At 71.5% G+C, this 13661-nt stretch carries 10 protein-coding genes; 5 read left to right on the top strand and 5 right to left on the bottom strand.

Features of this window, described 5'->3' with window-relative positions:
- Window positions 1-38 precede the first annotated feature (38 nt).
- Window positions 39-1508 carry an FAD-binding protein gene (locus NAEX_RS04210; protein WP_096326232.1) on the bottom strand — a complete coding sequence of 490 codons (1470 nt, stop codon included), beginning with the start codon at window positions 1506-1508 and terminating at the stop codon, window positions 39-41.
- 317 nt (window positions 1509-1825) lie between these two features.
- Between NAEX_RS04210 and NAEX_RS04205 the strand changes: the two genes are divergently transcribed.
- The 5 genes from NAEX_RS04205 (at window position 1826) to NAEX_RS04185 (ending at window position 9307) form a co-directional block, all read left to right on the top strand.
- A complete protein-coding gene (locus NAEX_RS04205) occupies window positions 1826-3103 on the top strand; it encodes a cytochrome P450 (protein ID WP_100793455.1) in 1278 nt (425 codons plus the stop codon).
- A 303-nt stretch (window positions 3104-3406) separates the two neighbouring features.
- Window positions 3407-4636: a cytochrome P450 gene (locus NAEX_RS04200; RefSeq protein WP_096326230.1), complete on the top strand. Its 1230-nt coding sequence runs from the start codon at window positions 3407-3409 to the stop codon at window positions 4634-4636.
- A 277-nt stretch (window positions 4637-4913) separates the two neighbouring features.
- Entirely contained in the window at window positions 4914-6137 is a 1224-nt protein-coding gene (locus NAEX_RS04195) for an efflux RND transporter periplasmic adaptor subunit (RefSeq protein ID WP_096326229.1), read from the top strand.
- 19 nt (window positions 6138-6156) lie between these two features.
- Entirely contained in the window at window positions 6157-6855 is a 699-nt protein-coding gene (locus tag NAEX_RS04190; RefSeq protein ID WP_096326228.1) for an ABC transporter ATP-binding protein, read from the top strand.
- Window positions 6848-9307, top strand: coding sequence for an ABC transporter permease (locus NAEX_RS04185; protein ID WP_096326227.1), 2460 nt, complete (start codon window positions 6848-6850; stop codon window positions 9305-9307). Before NAEX_RS04190 ends, NAEX_RS04185 begins: the two co-directional genes overlap by 8 nt.
- Before the next feature lie 130 nt (window positions 9308-9437).
- Here the strand turns inward: NAEX_RS04185 and NAEX_RS04180 are convergent, their stop codons facing one another.
- The 4 genes from NAEX_RS04180 to NAEX_RS04160 all read right to left on the bottom strand — a co-directional run bounded on the left by NAEX_RS04180 (window position 9438) and on the right by NAEX_RS04160 (window position 13590).
- Entirely contained in the window at window positions 9438-10178 is a 741-nt protein-coding gene (locus NAEX_RS04180) for a hypothetical protein (protein ID WP_096326226.1), read from the bottom strand.
- Window positions 10166-11341, bottom strand: a complete 1176-nt coding sequence (locus tag NAEX_RS04175; protein WP_096326225.1) for a DUF4150 domain-containing protein — start codon at window positions 11339-11341, stop codon at window positions 10166-10168. Before NAEX_RS04175 ends, NAEX_RS04180 begins: the two co-directional genes overlap by 13 nt.
- Window positions 11342-11348: 7 nt before the next feature.
- The gene (locus NAEX_RS04170; protein ID WP_096326224.1) at window positions 11349-12398 is read right to left on the bottom strand and encodes a hypothetical protein; all 1050 of its coding nucleotides are present in this window, start codon (window positions 12396-12398) and stop codon (window positions 11349-11351) included.
- A 190-nt stretch (window positions 12399-12588) separates the two neighbouring features.
- Window positions 12589-13590, bottom strand: a complete 1002-nt coding sequence (locus NAEX_RS04160; protein WP_096326222.1) for a DUF2169 family type VI secretion system accessory protein — start codon at window positions 13588-13590, stop codon at window positions 12589-12591.
- Window positions 13591-13661: the final 71 nt, after the last annotated feature.

The following is a 13661-nucleotide window of genomic DNA, read 5'->3' as shown; positions in this document are numbered from 1 at the left end:
CGCCACGGGCGGCGCCGCGCGCGGCGCCGAGTTCGCGCTCACCAAGGGAAGATGCCCTGGCCGGGAGTCAGGGTGTTCTTGGGATCGAAGATCAACTTGCGGGCCAGGAACTGCGGCCAGCGGGCGCCGTAGTGGAGGATCCAGTCGCCGAAGTCGAGCTCGACGCTTCCGATCGAGTAGCGCTTGCCGCCGACCTCTCGCACGCCCTCGTACACCTCGCGGTTCTTGGCCACCAGGTCCGCCGCCACCGCCGGATCGGCCGAGGGCGCCCAGCGCAGCAGCGAGAACAGCACGCTCACCGGCTCGTTCGGCAGCGGGATGAACGGCGCGGTCACCTTGCTGCGCGGGAACGGGTAGATGAGCACCGGGCCGTAGCCGATGTCGATCGCGGGCGTCACCGCCAGGGTCGACTCGATGAAGTCGGCGGCCTCGGAGAGGGGCAGGAAGAAGTCGGTCAGCGGGTGAGGCAGGTACCACTCGCCGGTGATCTTGGTGAAGGCGACGATCGGCGCCAGGCGGTCGAAGAAGTCGTAGAGCGGCTGGGTGTCGGCCGCTTCGGTGCCGGGGATGAAGTTGAGCCCGGCCAGCATCGCCGCGTCGTCGGGCGGCGCGCCCTCGTCGAAGTACTTGACGCACTCGATCGTGAGCACGTAGCTGTCGTCGGGCTGGGGGAAGCCGAGGCCCTCCACGTAGTCGAACCGACCCTCGTTCATCAGCGCGACCTGGTCGGCGAGCAGGGTGGCGACGTCGGCGTAGACGGCCGTGTAGTGGCGCGCGAGCGGCTTGACGGCGATCAGCTTGACGCGCGCCTTGACGATGATGCCGAACTGGCCGAGGCCGCCGCGCACGCTGTTGAACAGGGTCGCCTTGGAGGTCGGCGAGCACACCTCGAGGTCGCCGTCGGCGGTGACGACCCACAGCTCGAGCACGTTGTCGGCCTGCAGGCCGTGCTGCGGGGTCTGGCCGCCGATGCCACCGACCGACAGGGTGCCGCCGATGCTGAGGTCGATGTGGTCGGTCAGCACCGGCGGGCTCTTGCCGAGCGGCAAGGTCTGCTGCAGCAGCTCGAACCACCGCACGCCGGCGTCGACCACCGCGTCGCCGGGGTTGATCGCGTGGATCTCCGACAGCCCCGACATGTCGATCACGAGCCCGCAGCGGGCCTGCGACTGACCCTGGGTGCTGTGGCTGTTGCCGACCATGCTCATCGGGCCGACCTTGATGCAGTGCTGCCTGCAAAATTTGACGGCCTTGCGGATGTCGTCGATCGAGGCCGGCACCAGCACCGCGAGCGGGGTCTCGCTGACGATGTGCCCCCAGTCGTCGGCCGCGGCGGCGCGGTCGGCCGGGTCGGTCAAGAGCTCGCCGTCGAGGTCGGGGATCGCGATGGCATCGGCGGCCGCGTCGGAGCACGACAGCCAGGCGTTCGCCGACGGGCTGAAGGCGAGGACGGGAACGGCGGCCGCGCCGCTGCGCAAGAAGGCTCGTCGGGTGCTACGGATCGTCATCTCGAAAATCTCCTCGAAGCTGCTGTCACGCGCGGCGCATACGACGCTGCGTCGGAACGACGGTAACAGAGCCCCGAGCGCGCTGTCCGCGAGGTTTTCGTGTGCGCCACTGTCTCATTCGGCCCGCCACGGTGAGCACACCACTGACCGCGTGATTCACGGGACATGGCACAAAGGACATGTCCAAAAAAATTCACGGTCAACTGTCCGCCCGGGGAGCGCCCGGTCTCCCGTCCGACTCGGCGGTCGGGGACGCGCTTGCACATGCTGGGGGGGCGATTGCTCGCAAGTGCAAGAGTCTGGTACCGCTGGAGGGGATGACCGACGACGCCCGCGTGCCCCCGTCGCCCGCTCCCGAGGCCGAGCGCCTCGCGGTCGGCGACTTGTTCCAGCCGTTCTCGCCCGCGTACCAGGAAAACCCGGCCCGCAACTTCTACGCCGAGGCCCACGCGCGCGCGCCGGTGGCGTACAGCCGGGCGTTCTTCGCTTATCTGGTGACGAGCCACGCCGAGGTGATGCAGGTGCTGCGCGACCCGGGGCTGTTCTCGTCGGCGCGCCTGCTCGAGCCGGTGGTGCCGTTCACGCCGGAGCTGCTGGGGCGGCTGCAGAAGGGCACGTTCCCGCTGCCGCCGGGGCTGTTCAACAACGACCCGCCGTCGCACACGCGGGCCCGGCTGTTGTTCTCCAAGGCCTTCACGCCGGCGAGCGTGGCGGCGATGGAGCCGCAGATCCGCGGGTTCGCCACGGAGCTCGCGGCTGAGCTCGCCAGCGGCCCGGACGAGCTCGAGCTGATGCGAGACTTCACGTTCAAGCTGCCGATGCGGGTCATCGCGGCGCTGGTCGGCGTGCCCTACGAGGACATGCCGCAGCTCAAGGCGTGGCAGGACGACTGGTTCAAGTTGTACGACCCTGCGCTCGACATGGAGGCGAAGCTGGTCGCGGCCGACGGCTTCGTCGCCTACACGCGCTACTACGCCGAGCTGATCGCGCAGCGCCGCGCCAAGCCGGCCGACGACCTGATCTCGGCGCTGCTGCGCGCGCGCGAGGGCGAGGACGCGTTCACCACCGAGGAGATGATCTCGCACCTGGTGGTGCTGCTGTTCGCCGGCTACGAGACGTCGGCCAGCCTGATGGGCTCGCTGCTGTTCGCGCTGCTGGAGCAGCCGGAGCTGTGGCGGCGCGTCGGCGAGGACGCGGCGCTGCTGCAGACGGCCACCGAGGAGACGCTGCGCATGCACTGCTCGGTGCAGATGGAGCCGCGTCACGCGACCCGCGCGACCGCCGTGGGCGGGGTGGAGATCCCCGCCGGCGCGACCGTGATGACGTTCTTCGGCGCCGCCAACTACGACCCCCGCGTGTTCCCGGACCCGCTGCGCTTCGACCTCACCCGCCCGAACCCCGCCCGCCACCTCGGGTTCGGCTGGGGGATCCACAGCTGCCTCGGCGCCAGCCTGGCCCGCCTCGAGGTCCGCGTCGGCATGCAGGCCCTGCGCGCGGCGCTGCCCGACCTCCGCCTCGCCGAGGGCGCCCGCCGCAGCTACCTGCCGAGCATGTTCTTCCGCACCCCGGCGGCGGTGCCGGCGGTCCGCGGGTGAGCGAAAGGACATGTTCGTAGGAGCATGTCTTTCCGTGCATGGTCGATGAGACATGCCGCTGCGGGCATGTCCTGAAGTTTATGGGCGGCGAGCGGGCGCGGCGGCGGCCGTCGGCCGCGCGGCGCAGGTGCAGGCGGGGGCGGCGCTCGCGGGCGTCGCTGGGCGGCCGGCGCGGCGACGCTGCGCCCGCCGGAGCCGGGCTGCGAGCCCCGGAGCCGGCGACGGGAGAGGGAGGGGCGCTCGCAGGCGTCGCCGCGTTGCCGCGGGGATCGCCGCTCGTACCCTCGGCGCACGGAGCTCCCGATGGACATCTCGACGGCCCTGTTCGCGCCGGAGACGGCGATCGATCCGCACCCGCTGTTCGCTCGCCTGCGCGAGGCGGCGCCGGTCCACCGGCTCGAACGCTACCAGTGGTGGGCCGTGACGCGTCACGCCGAGGTGGCGCGGATCCTCAAGCGGCCCGACCTGTTCTCGTCGGACACCGGGCTCGACCGGCTGCGCCCGCCCCACATCGACGAGCGCGCGTGGCAGGAGCTCGATCGCATGCGCGGGCCGAGCATGTTCAACTCCGACCCGCCCGAGCACACGCGGCTGCGCAAGCTCGTGAGCGCCGCGTTCACGCCGCGAGCGATGACGCAGCTCGAGGCGCGGGTGCAGCAGATCACCGGCCGGCTGATCGACGCGATCGTGCAGCGCGAGTCGTTCGACGTGGTCGAGGACCTGGCGATCCCGCTGCCGGTGACGGTGATCGCGGAGATGCTCGGGGTCGACCCGGCGCGCGGGGCCGACTTCAAGCGCTGGAGCGACGACCTGATCGCGCTGGGCCGCCTGACGCGCGAGCGACGAGGGTCGGCCGGCGAGTCGTTGCGGCTGGTCGCGAGCCGGCGCGAGCTGTTCGCGCACATGCAGGCGATGATCGCGGCGCGCCGCGAGGCGCCGCGCGACGACCTCATCAGCCAGCTGGTCCGCGCCGAGAGCGAGGAGGGGGCGCTGACCGCCGAGGAGGTGCTCGGGATGGTGCTGCTGCTGCTGGTCGCCGGCAACGAGACGACGACCAACCTGATCGCCACGGGGACGCACCTGCTGCTCGAGCACCCTGCCGTGCTGGCGGAGCTGCGCGCCGACCCGGGGCTGGTGTCCAGCTTCATCGAGGAGGTGCTGCGCTACGACGGGCCGGCGACGATGCTGTTCCGCCGCACGACGGCCGAGGTCGAGGTGGCCGGGACGCGGATCGCGGCGGGAGAGGTGGTGGTGCTGCTGCTCAGCGCGGCCAACCGCGATCCGGCGCAGTTCCCCGAGCCGGACAAATTCGACATCCATCGCGACACCCGCGGCCACCTCGGCTTCGGCCAGGGGATCCACTTCTGCGTCGGCGCGCCGCTGTCGCGCCTCGAGGGTCGGGTCGCGTTCACCGCGATGATGCGGCGCCTGCCCGCGTTCACGCGGGTGGACGCCCGGCCGGCGTGGAACGACAATTCGAGCCTTCGCGGGCTGCGGTCGCTGCCGCTCCGCTTCGCGCGGCGGGCGGCTTGATGCGCCGGGATGCCTCGTGATGCGCCGGGTTCGTGCGCGCGGTAGGGCCCGCAGACGGCGCCGGCGCGCGGCTGCGACCTCCGGTCCGGGGCGGCCGTGAAAATTGCATGGGCCTGTAGGGTCCGGCGCCGCCGCGACACTGCAGCAGAGGCGCGAGTCCCGGAGCTCTCCGGACGCGGCACCGCCGCGCGCGTCGCCCGTGGTGCGCTGATTTCATCGCGGGCCGCACCTCTTTCGAGCCGATTCCTCTGTGGACATTCCACGCACGCGTCGCAGGTTGCTCGGTCGCCACGGGGGCGTGGTCCTCGCGGTGGTCGCGGTGGTCGCAGTGCTGGCGGGGGCCACGGTGGCGATCGGTCGGCTCGAGGTGCAGCCGCCGACGGTGGTGCGGGCGAGCCTGTGGCTCGGCACCGTGGAGCGGGGCGAGATGCTGCGAGAGGTGCAGGGCAACGGGAAGCTGGTGCCCGAGCACATCCAGTGGTTTACGACGCTGACGGCGGCGCGGGTCGAGCAGATCCACGTGCGACCGGGGACGCCGGTCGAGCCGGACACGCTGCTCGTGGAGCTGCGAAACCCGGAGCTGGAGCTGAAGGCGCTCGAGGCGGAGCGGGCGGTGGCGGCGGCGAAGGTCGAGCTGGCGAACATGCGGGCGTCGCTGCGCAGCGAGAAGCTGGCGCAGGAGACGACGGTGGCGACGCTGCGGATCGACAACTCGACGGCGCGCCGCAAGGCCGACGCGAGCGCGGAGCTCGGGGGGCGCGGGATCGTGTCGCAGGACGACGCGTACTCGGCCCGGGCCCAGCTCGAGGCGAGCGACCGGCGGATCGACCTCGAGCAGCAGCGCCTGTCGGTGCTCGGCGACGGCCTGGCTCGCCGGCTGGCGGCGCAGACGGCTTTGATCGACCGGCTGGTCACGATCGCGGCGTTTCACCGCAATCAACTGGCGACGCTGCAGGTGCGCGCGGGCGTGGCGGGCGTGCTGCAGGAGCTGCCGCTCGAGGCCGGGCAGTGGGTCGACCCCGGCGGGCTGCTGGCGAAGGTGGCGCAGCCCGATCGGCTGAAGGCCCGGCTGGCGATCCCGGAGACGCTGGCGAAGGACGTCGGGCTCGGTCAGCCGGCGCACATCGACACGCGCAACGGGCTCGTCGACGGGACGGTGGTCCGCGTCGACCCGGCAGCGTCGGGCGGGACGGTCACGGTCGACGTCGCGCTCACGGGGGCGCTGCCGAAGGGCGCGCGCCCGGACCTCAACATCGTCGGGACGGTCGAGCTCGAGCGGCTGCCGGACGTGCTGTTCGTGCGCCGGCCGGCGTTCGTGCAGCCCGACGCGGCGGTCGGGCTGTTCCGCGTCGAGGGCGACCACGCGACGCGCGTCCAGGTGCAGATCGGCCGCGCCTCGGCGACGACCGTCGAGGTGCTGGCGGGCCTGGAAGCGGGCGACCGGATCGTCCTGTCGGACATGTCGAAGTGGGACGAGAGCGACCGGCTACGGCTCGAATGACGACGGGAGCAGTGGTGACATGCAAGCATCCGATACGCCGATCATCCGCCTCGAGGGCGTCAAGAAGGTGTTCCACACCGACGAGGTCGAGACGCACGCCGTGGCCGACGTCCGCTGCGAGATCCCGCGCGGGCAGTACGTGTGCATCGCGGGACCGTCGGGCTCGGGCAAGACGACGCTGCTGTCGCTGATCGGGCTGCTCGACACGCCGACAGCGGGCACGTACCTGCTCGACGGACGCGAGGTGTCGCGCCTGTCGGCGACGCAGCGCGCCCGCGTGCGCAACGAGCGGATCGGCTTCGTGTTCCAGAGCTTCAACCTGATCGGCGACCTGACCGTGGCCGAGAACATCGAGCTGCCGCTGACCTACCGCGCGATGCCGGCGGCCGAGCGCCGCCGGCGGGTCGAGTCGGCGCTCGAGCGGGTCGGCATGTCCCACCGCGCGCGCCACCTGCCGGCCCAGCTGTCGGGCGGCCAGCAGCAGCGCGTCGCCGTGGCCCGCGCGGTCGCCGGGGAGCCGCTGCTGCTGCTCGCCGACGAGCCGACCGGCAACCTCGACTCGCGCAACGGCGACGCGGTGATGGGCCTGCTGCGCGAGCTCCACAGGTCCGGTACGACCATCGTGATGGTCACCCACAACCCCGAGTACGCCCGCCAGGCCGAGCGGACGATCCACCTGTTCGACGGCCGCGTGGTCGAGGAGGGCGGCCATGCGTAATTTGTTCCGAGACGTCCGGCTCGCGCTGCGGATGCTGATCAAGACCCCGGGTTACTCGCTCGTGTCGATCGTGATGCTGGCGTTCGCGATCGGCGCGTGCACGGCGATCTTCAGCGCGATCAACCTGGTGCTGCTGCGGCCGCTGCCGTACGAGGAGCCCGACGAGCTGGTGGTCGTGCTCGAGGACCGGCCGGGGTTCGAGCGGATGGCGGTGTCGTACCAGAACTTCCTCGACTACCGCGCGCGCAACACGACGCTCGCGGCGCTGGCGACGACCGGCTTCCACCTGATGACGATGACCGGCGCCGGCGGCGAGGAGGCGGCGGAGAAGCTGCTGATCGAGATGGAGTCGCACGACTACCTGGCCATGCTGGGGGTCGAGCCGGTGCTCGGGCGCCTGTTCCTGCCGGAGGAGGACCTGCCGCACGGGCCGCGGTCGCTGCTGCTGAGCCACGCGTTCTGGACCCGGCGCTTCGCCGCCGACCCGGCGATCGTCGGCCGCGAGCTCACCCTCGACGGCCGCCCGTGGACCGTGGTCGGCGTGCTGCCGCCCGAACACCGGGCGTTCTTCCCGTTCCACGCGGCCATCCCGATCGGCACGCGCGCCGACGAGTCCCTGTTCACCGACCGCGAGGTCCGCACCCAGAGCTTCACGGTCGGCCGCATGAAGCCGGACACCACGCTGGCGCAGGTCCAGGCCGACTTCGACGCGATCGGCGAGGGCCTGCGGCGCGACTACCCGGAGCAGGTCGGCGCGAGCCGGCCGCAGGTGGTGCCGTTCCAGCAAGAGCTGGCCCGCGACTACCGCACGACGCTGCTGCTGCTGGTCGGCGCGGTCGGCTGCGTGCTGCTGATCGCGGCCGCCAACGTCGCCAACCTGACGCTCGAGCGGGCGATGGCGCGTCGGCGCGAGCTGAGCATCCGCGCGGCGCTGGGGGCCGACCGCTCGCGGCTGGTCGGCCAGCTGCTGGTCGAGAGCGTCCTGCTCGCGCTGGTGGCGGGCGGGCTCGGGATGCTGGTGGCCGTGTGGGGCGTCGGGCTGATCCGCGCGTCGATGCCCTTCGACTTCATCTTCGCGCTGAACGGGACAGTCGAGATCGATCGCCAGGTGCTGGCCTTCACGCTGGCGGTCGCGCTCGGCACGGGGATCCTGTTCGGCGTGGCGCCGGCGCTGTTCGCGTCGCGCGAGCCGCTGGCGCAGGTGCTCAAGGACGCCGACCACCACGCGTCGGCCGGGAGCCAGCACCTGCGCGCGCGCGACCTGCTGGTGGTCGTCGAGGTCGCGCTGGCGCTGGTGCTGACGATCGGCGCGGTGCTGGCGACGCGCAGCCTGAGCGCGGTCCAGCAGAGCGACCCGGGGTTCGATCCCGACGACGTGGTGGCCGCGATGGTCTCGCTGCCGGCGGACCGCTACGAGACGGCCGCGGACATCCAGCAGTTCTGGACCGAGCTCCAGCGGCGCGTGGCGGCGATCCCCGGGATCGTCGGCGTGTCGCTGTCCTCGGGGCTGCCGGGCTATATCGGCAGCGCGTACGAACCGTTCTACCCGCTCGGGGCCAGCCGCACGCCGGACCAGGCGTTGATGGCGACGATCCAGCACGTCGACGTCGGGTTCCTCGAGCTGGTCAAGATCCCGCTGCTGGCCGGGCGCACGTTCGGGCCGCAGGACACGATCGGCCCGGCGGTGGTGGTGATCGACGAGCAGCTCGCCGACAAGCTCTTCCCCGGGCAGAACCCGGTCGGCAAGCACCTGCAGGACCGCCTGAGCAAGCAGCCGAGCGTCGAAATCGTCGGGGTGGTCGGGCACATCAAGCAAGAAGGGCTCGACACGCCCGAGCGCACGCCGTACCAGGTGTATTATTCGTACCAGCAGCTGTCGCTCGAGGCGTACCAGGCCCAGGGCTTCGGGATCACGATGTACCTGCTCGCCCGCGGGGCCAGCGACCCGCAGCCGCTGGCCCCGCAGATCCGCGAGGCCGCCGCCGCGATCGATGCGCACGATCCGACGCTGGGCATCGAGCGACTCGCGGCCGGGCTGGAACGATCGCTGAAGCCGCGCCAGCTCGCGGTGAAGATGCTGACGATGTTCGCCGGGGCCGCGCTGCTGCTCGCGGCGATCGGGCTGTACGCGGTGATGGCCAACGCGGTCGCCCAGCGCACCCGCGAGCTCGGGGTGCGCATGGCGCTGGGCGCCCAGCCGGGCGCAGTGGTGGCGCTGGTGGTCCGCCAGGGGATGACGCTGGTCGTCGTCGGGCTGCTGGTCGGCGCAGTCGCAGCGCTGGCGTCGACCCGCCTGATGACGCGGCTGCTGACCGAGGAGGTGGCCGCCGCCGACCCGCGGACGTACTCGGCGGTGGCGCTCGTCCTGGCGATCGTGGGCCTGCTGGCGACGTTCATCCCGGCCCGCCGCGCCGCCCGCATCGACCCGATGGTGGCGCTGCGGCACGAATGAGGGGGCTGCTCCGCGACGCGCGGTCGACTCCTTCGTCGAATCGCAGCGGGCCGGGCGGTCGGCGCCGAGCGTGAAGAACAGGACGTCGTCCTCGCCGCCGTCCGGGCTCGAGCGACAGACCAGGGCCGCGTCAACGCTTCGAGGTGCCGAGCTCCACCTCGAGTCCTGTTTCCTTGGTGATCACTCCGAGGATTCGTCGGGCAATGCCCTCACTGTCGGCCGCAAGGCGGAAGATGAGTCGATTCTTGACAGTGCTGTCGGGCCCGATGCTGCAGATCATGGCGGCGTCGGATCGATTGAAGATCCCGCAGAATGGACCGGTCGGGACAGGTTGTTCGAAATTCAAGGTCTCGACGGCCCGCTCGAGCCGGGCGCGCACGTCGGCGCCATCGGACTTGAACTTTCCCTTGCACCCGTGCGGGAGGGCTTCGATCCTGAAATTCAGCATCGCCTTCCAGGCGAGCATCTCGCGGAAGGTCTCAAAATTGACCTGGGTGAGACCGCCTGCAATCTCTCGATCCAGTACCAGCGCGTCTTCTCGGTTCGGACGGTCCAGGTCGTACCAGGTGTGCATGGGGACCATGGGATCGTTCTGATAACCGATGAGCAGGTATCGGAGATCGGGCTCGTCGATCTCTTCACGGTAACACTCGATCACCCGTGCCGCTGTGAAGTCCATGCTGGCAAAGGTCAGGTCGCCCATGTCGCGGCCCATCCGCGTCAAAAACCACCAGTAGAAGCCGGGCAGGGCCCGTCCGGCGATGGACTCGATCTCGGCGATCTCCTCGGGCGTAGCGCCTTGCCAGGAGTGCTCGATGCCCGGCACGAGTCGAGTGATGAAGCGTTCAAAGTGGCTCTCTAGGGCGTGCATTTACACACCTGGGATCCGGGAGACTTGTGATCGCATTGGGATGGCTTTTCGTCTGGACAAAGTAACATGGTCAGAATGACCTGGCAGGTACCGCACGGCGGGACAGCCTCGTTGCCGCCGAAATAGCCGCCTTTCGTGCGCCCGTCGAGCCGGTGCCGGAAGTGGACGAACACTCGCGCATTGGGTCCCGCCGGGCTGGACCAGCGTTCTGTGAGGCCGACGGGACGAGCGCCGTGGAGGAGAGCGAGCGCGACCGCTTGTTGGGCTGCACACGAGCCCGGAGGGTAAAACGGTTCACCTGCCTCCTGGTCGGTTCGTGCATCGCGCTGACGTGCATTCCAGGCAGTGTTCTCCTCTCGCATCTCCTCCCATAATACAGCGAATGTCTCGCGGTGATCTTCGGGGATGAGCGACTGGAAGGCTTGCTGTTGGAGGCCCACCGGCGCATGCCAGGCGCCAGGCAATTCCGCTTGTAGTTCAGGAATTGGGAAGCCCGAGTTGGCGGCGTAGACCACGGCATCCCGGCAGCGAACGACGCCCAGCATGGCGGGGCGGTTCTTGTGGCGGTTCTTCTTGTCCGGCGGGATCTTCGCCCGCCAGCGGGTGGCCGCGGCCTGGAAGGTGCTCGCGTCGGCCTTGGTGTCGGCGGTCTCCTCGAGCCGCGCCTTGTCGCCGTGGGATTTGTGGCACAGGGCGCACACTTCGTCGCCGACGAGGGCGACGAGGCCGGGGGGTTGGACGAGGCCGAGGAGGGTGGCGGCGTTCGGGGGGCTGCCGCTCGGGCCACAGTTGTTGAGCATCGGGTCGCTGAGCAGGTGGACGTTCTTGCCCTCGACCTTGACGTCCATGGACCCGGGGCCGACGAAGCGCGCCGGGCCTTCGACGTTGGCGGAGACGATGCCGCCGCCGGTGGCCTTGCTGGCGATGTCGCCGATCGAGGTGAAGGTGGCGCCCTTGATGGCGACCTTGCAGCCGTCGAACTTGACGTTCTTCGAGAAATCCTTGGGCGAGTTGCCGGACTTGGCGATGTTGGGCAGCGGGGTCGGGACGAACGGGGCCGGCGGGCCGGGCATCTTGCAGACGTTGGGCACGGTGGCGGCCGCGATGCCGTTGCTGCCGGTGGTGACGGGCGTCTTCGGCGGGTTGACGGAGATGCTGGACATCGGGACCTCAGGAGGACGCCGGTCGCTGGAGGAGCAATGCGCCGCGGAGGCCGCCGTCGGAGCCGGCGGTGATCATGGCGCGCGGGCCGGGGGCGTAGGCGCGGCGGAACGATTGCACGCCGAGGATGGCGCCGAGCGGGACGGAGGCGGCGCCGACGTCGCCCCAGCGATCGGCGGGGGCCTCGTATTGCAGCGACTTCCACACGGCGGCGGTGCGCATGGCGACGAAGCCCCACTCCTCGCTGCGGTAGCGCTCGCCGTTGATGTCGCTGTAGAGCGCGTCGACCTGCTCGTCGGGCAGCCGCAGCCCGCTCGCGGCGCCGGCGACGGCGTCGCTCATGCCCTCGCCGAAGGTGCCGGCCTCGCTGGTGCGGAGGTGGGTCTCCTGGGCGGTCTGGACGCCGCGCACGACGGCGAGGCCGGGCAGGCGCAGGCGCCGGCGCAGGTCGGGGCGCGCCAGGACGATGCAGCCGGCCGCCTCGCCGGGGATGAAGCCGCTGCGCACGCCCGGCTGGGCGCAGCGACGCTGGTCCTCCAGCCACAGCAGGGTGTCGGCGTGCAGCCAGCTGTCGACCCCGGCGATCCAGCAGAGTGCGTCCGCGTCGTCGGCGACGAGGCGGGCCGCCTGCTCGACGGCCTCGATCGCGCCGGCGTGGCCGTGCCCGGCGACCCGGACGTCGGCGGGGATGCCGAGGCGCCGCAAACAGGCATGGGCGAAACCGACGAGCTCGCCGGCGTCGCGCCTGCCGAAGCCAGGGCGAGGCTCGGGGAGGGCGAGCAAAAGGTGCTGGGGGCCCTGGTGCGGGGCGCCGCGGGTGAGCGAGCGGGCGACCTCGCCGAGCGCGCTGGCGAGGAGCGGTTCGAGCCGGGCGTTGCCCTCGAGCAAGGGGTCGATGCGCGCGTCGGCGGCGGCGATCAGCGGGGCGCCGTCGGGGGTGGCGAACGGGTACTCGCTGCAGCGCGCGATGCCGGCTCGCACGGCGGCGGCGCTGCTGGCGGCGTCGTGCCCGACGGGGGTGCGGGCGCCGATGGCGACGACGTCGAGGCGAGGGTTCACGCGGCACCTCGAACGCACGGGCGCGTCGCGCAGGCGGGCCGGGGGTCAGCCGCGGTGTTCGCCGTGACGACGGGGACGAAGTCGGGGCGGAGGGCGGACCGCGGCGTCGAGGGAGGCGCCGGAGCGCGACGGCGCCGATGATTCGACTCGAGGTTCAAGCCGGCGATGGCGGCGAGCTCGCGGACGGGGTTCATGCGGCGCCTCGTTGCTCGCGGATCTCCGTGACGTCGAGGTAGTCGGCGTCGAGGGCCGTCACGCGCAGGCAGCTCTGCCACACGAGCGACAGGCGGCGCTCCTCCGGCTCGAGGATCAGCGCGGTCAACTGCGAGGGCTGCTCCTGGCGGCGCGCGCCGAAGCGGGTGGTGAAGGCGAGGGCGATCCGCGGGACCTCGACGCGGAGGACGCCCTCGGGGGTCATGTTGAGCAGCTCGACGCGCTCGCCGAGGACGGGGCCGTGGGCGCGCTGGTCGGCGGGGGCGCTCATGGCGAATTCAGGGTCGTAGTCGGCGGGCAAGAGCGGGCGCCGGGTCTGCTCCCAGCGGGCGTCGTAGGTGCCGGCGAGCTCGCGCCGGGGCGACCACGACGGGTCGATGGGACCGAAGCCGGCCGGGCCGCGGGTCTCGGGGTCGCCGTCGGGGTACTCGACGAGGTGCGCGGGCTGGCCGGCGCGGGTCAGCGAGCGGCGCACGAAGCCGCGGCCGATCGGGTTGCGGTCGTCCATCCGCTGGCGGGCGGGCTCGGGATCGGCGGTGTCGAAGCCGCCGAACGCGTATTCGTAGCGAATGGGGTGGGTGGTGAATCGCCGCGGGGCGGACAGGCCGACGCCGAGCGAATCGTAGGTGCGCTCGCCGTGGACCCTCAATTGCTTGACCAGCGCGCCGACGCGCAGGGTCACCGGGACGGTGGCCGCCGGCCGACCGCCGGGGGCGTGGGCGTGGGCGAGCGCCAGCACGTCGACGCCGGGCTTGGGCGCCAGCAGGTCGGAGTCGTGGCGCAGGCTCGAGGCGCCCGGGTCGCCGAAATACTCGGGGGCGAGCACGGGCGGGGGCTGCAGGTCGGACAGGACGGCGCGGCCCTGCGGGTGTACGTCGAAGCTGGCCTTGACGGCGACGATCCACCAATGCACGCCGTCCTTGTCGCGCGCCCAGTTGCGGGCCGCGGCGTAGCGGGTGCGATTGTCCAGAGCCCACATGCTCGCGCAGGGTAGCACGGCCTGGTCGCCACGCGCGGGCGAGTTCGCCCGGCGCCGGCTAACGCCGCTCA

This window comes from Nannocystis exedens, assembly GCF_002343915.1.
Lineage (GTDB): Bacteria > Myxococcota_A > Polyangia > Nannocystales > Nannocystaceae > Nannocystis > Nannocystis exedens.
This window is presented reverse-complemented; position numbering and strand designations above follow the sequence as displayed.

What these genes read in the sequence shown, in the direction of transcription:
- NAEX_RS04210 (WP_096326232.1), bottom strand. Translation starts at nt 1,508, where the DNA reads ATGACGATCCGTAGCACCCGACGAGCCTTCTTGCGCAGCGGCGCGGCC.
- NAEX_RS04205 (WP_100793455.1), top strand. Translation starts at nt 1,826, where the DNA reads ATGACCGACGACGCCCGCGTGCCCCCGTCGCCCGCTCCCGAGGCCGAG.
- NAEX_RS04200 (WP_096326230.1), top strand. Translation starts at nt 3,407, where the DNA reads ATGGACATCTCGACGGCCCTGTTCGCGCCGGAGACGGCGATCGATCCG.
- NAEX_RS04190 (WP_096326228.1), top strand. Translation starts at nt 6,157, where the DNA reads ATGCAAGCATCCGATACGCCGATCATCCGCCTCGAGGGCGTCAAGAAG.
- NAEX_RS04185 (WP_096326227.1), top strand. Translation starts at nt 6,848, where the DNA reads ATGCGTAATTTGTTCCGAGACGTCCGGCTCGCGCTGCGGATGCTGATC.
- NAEX_RS04180 (WP_096326226.1), bottom strand. Translation starts at nt 10,178, where the DNA reads ATGCACGCCCTAGAGAGCCACTTTGAACGCTTCATCACTCGACTCGTG.
- NAEX_RS04175 (WP_096326225.1), bottom strand. Translation starts at nt 11,341, where the DNA reads ATGTCCAGCATCTCCGTCAACCCGCCGAAGACGCCCGTCACCACCGGC.
- NAEX_RS04160 (WP_096326222.1), bottom strand. Translation starts at nt 13,590, where the DNA reads ATGTGGGCTCTGGACAATCGCACCCGCTACGCCGCGGCCCGCAACTGG.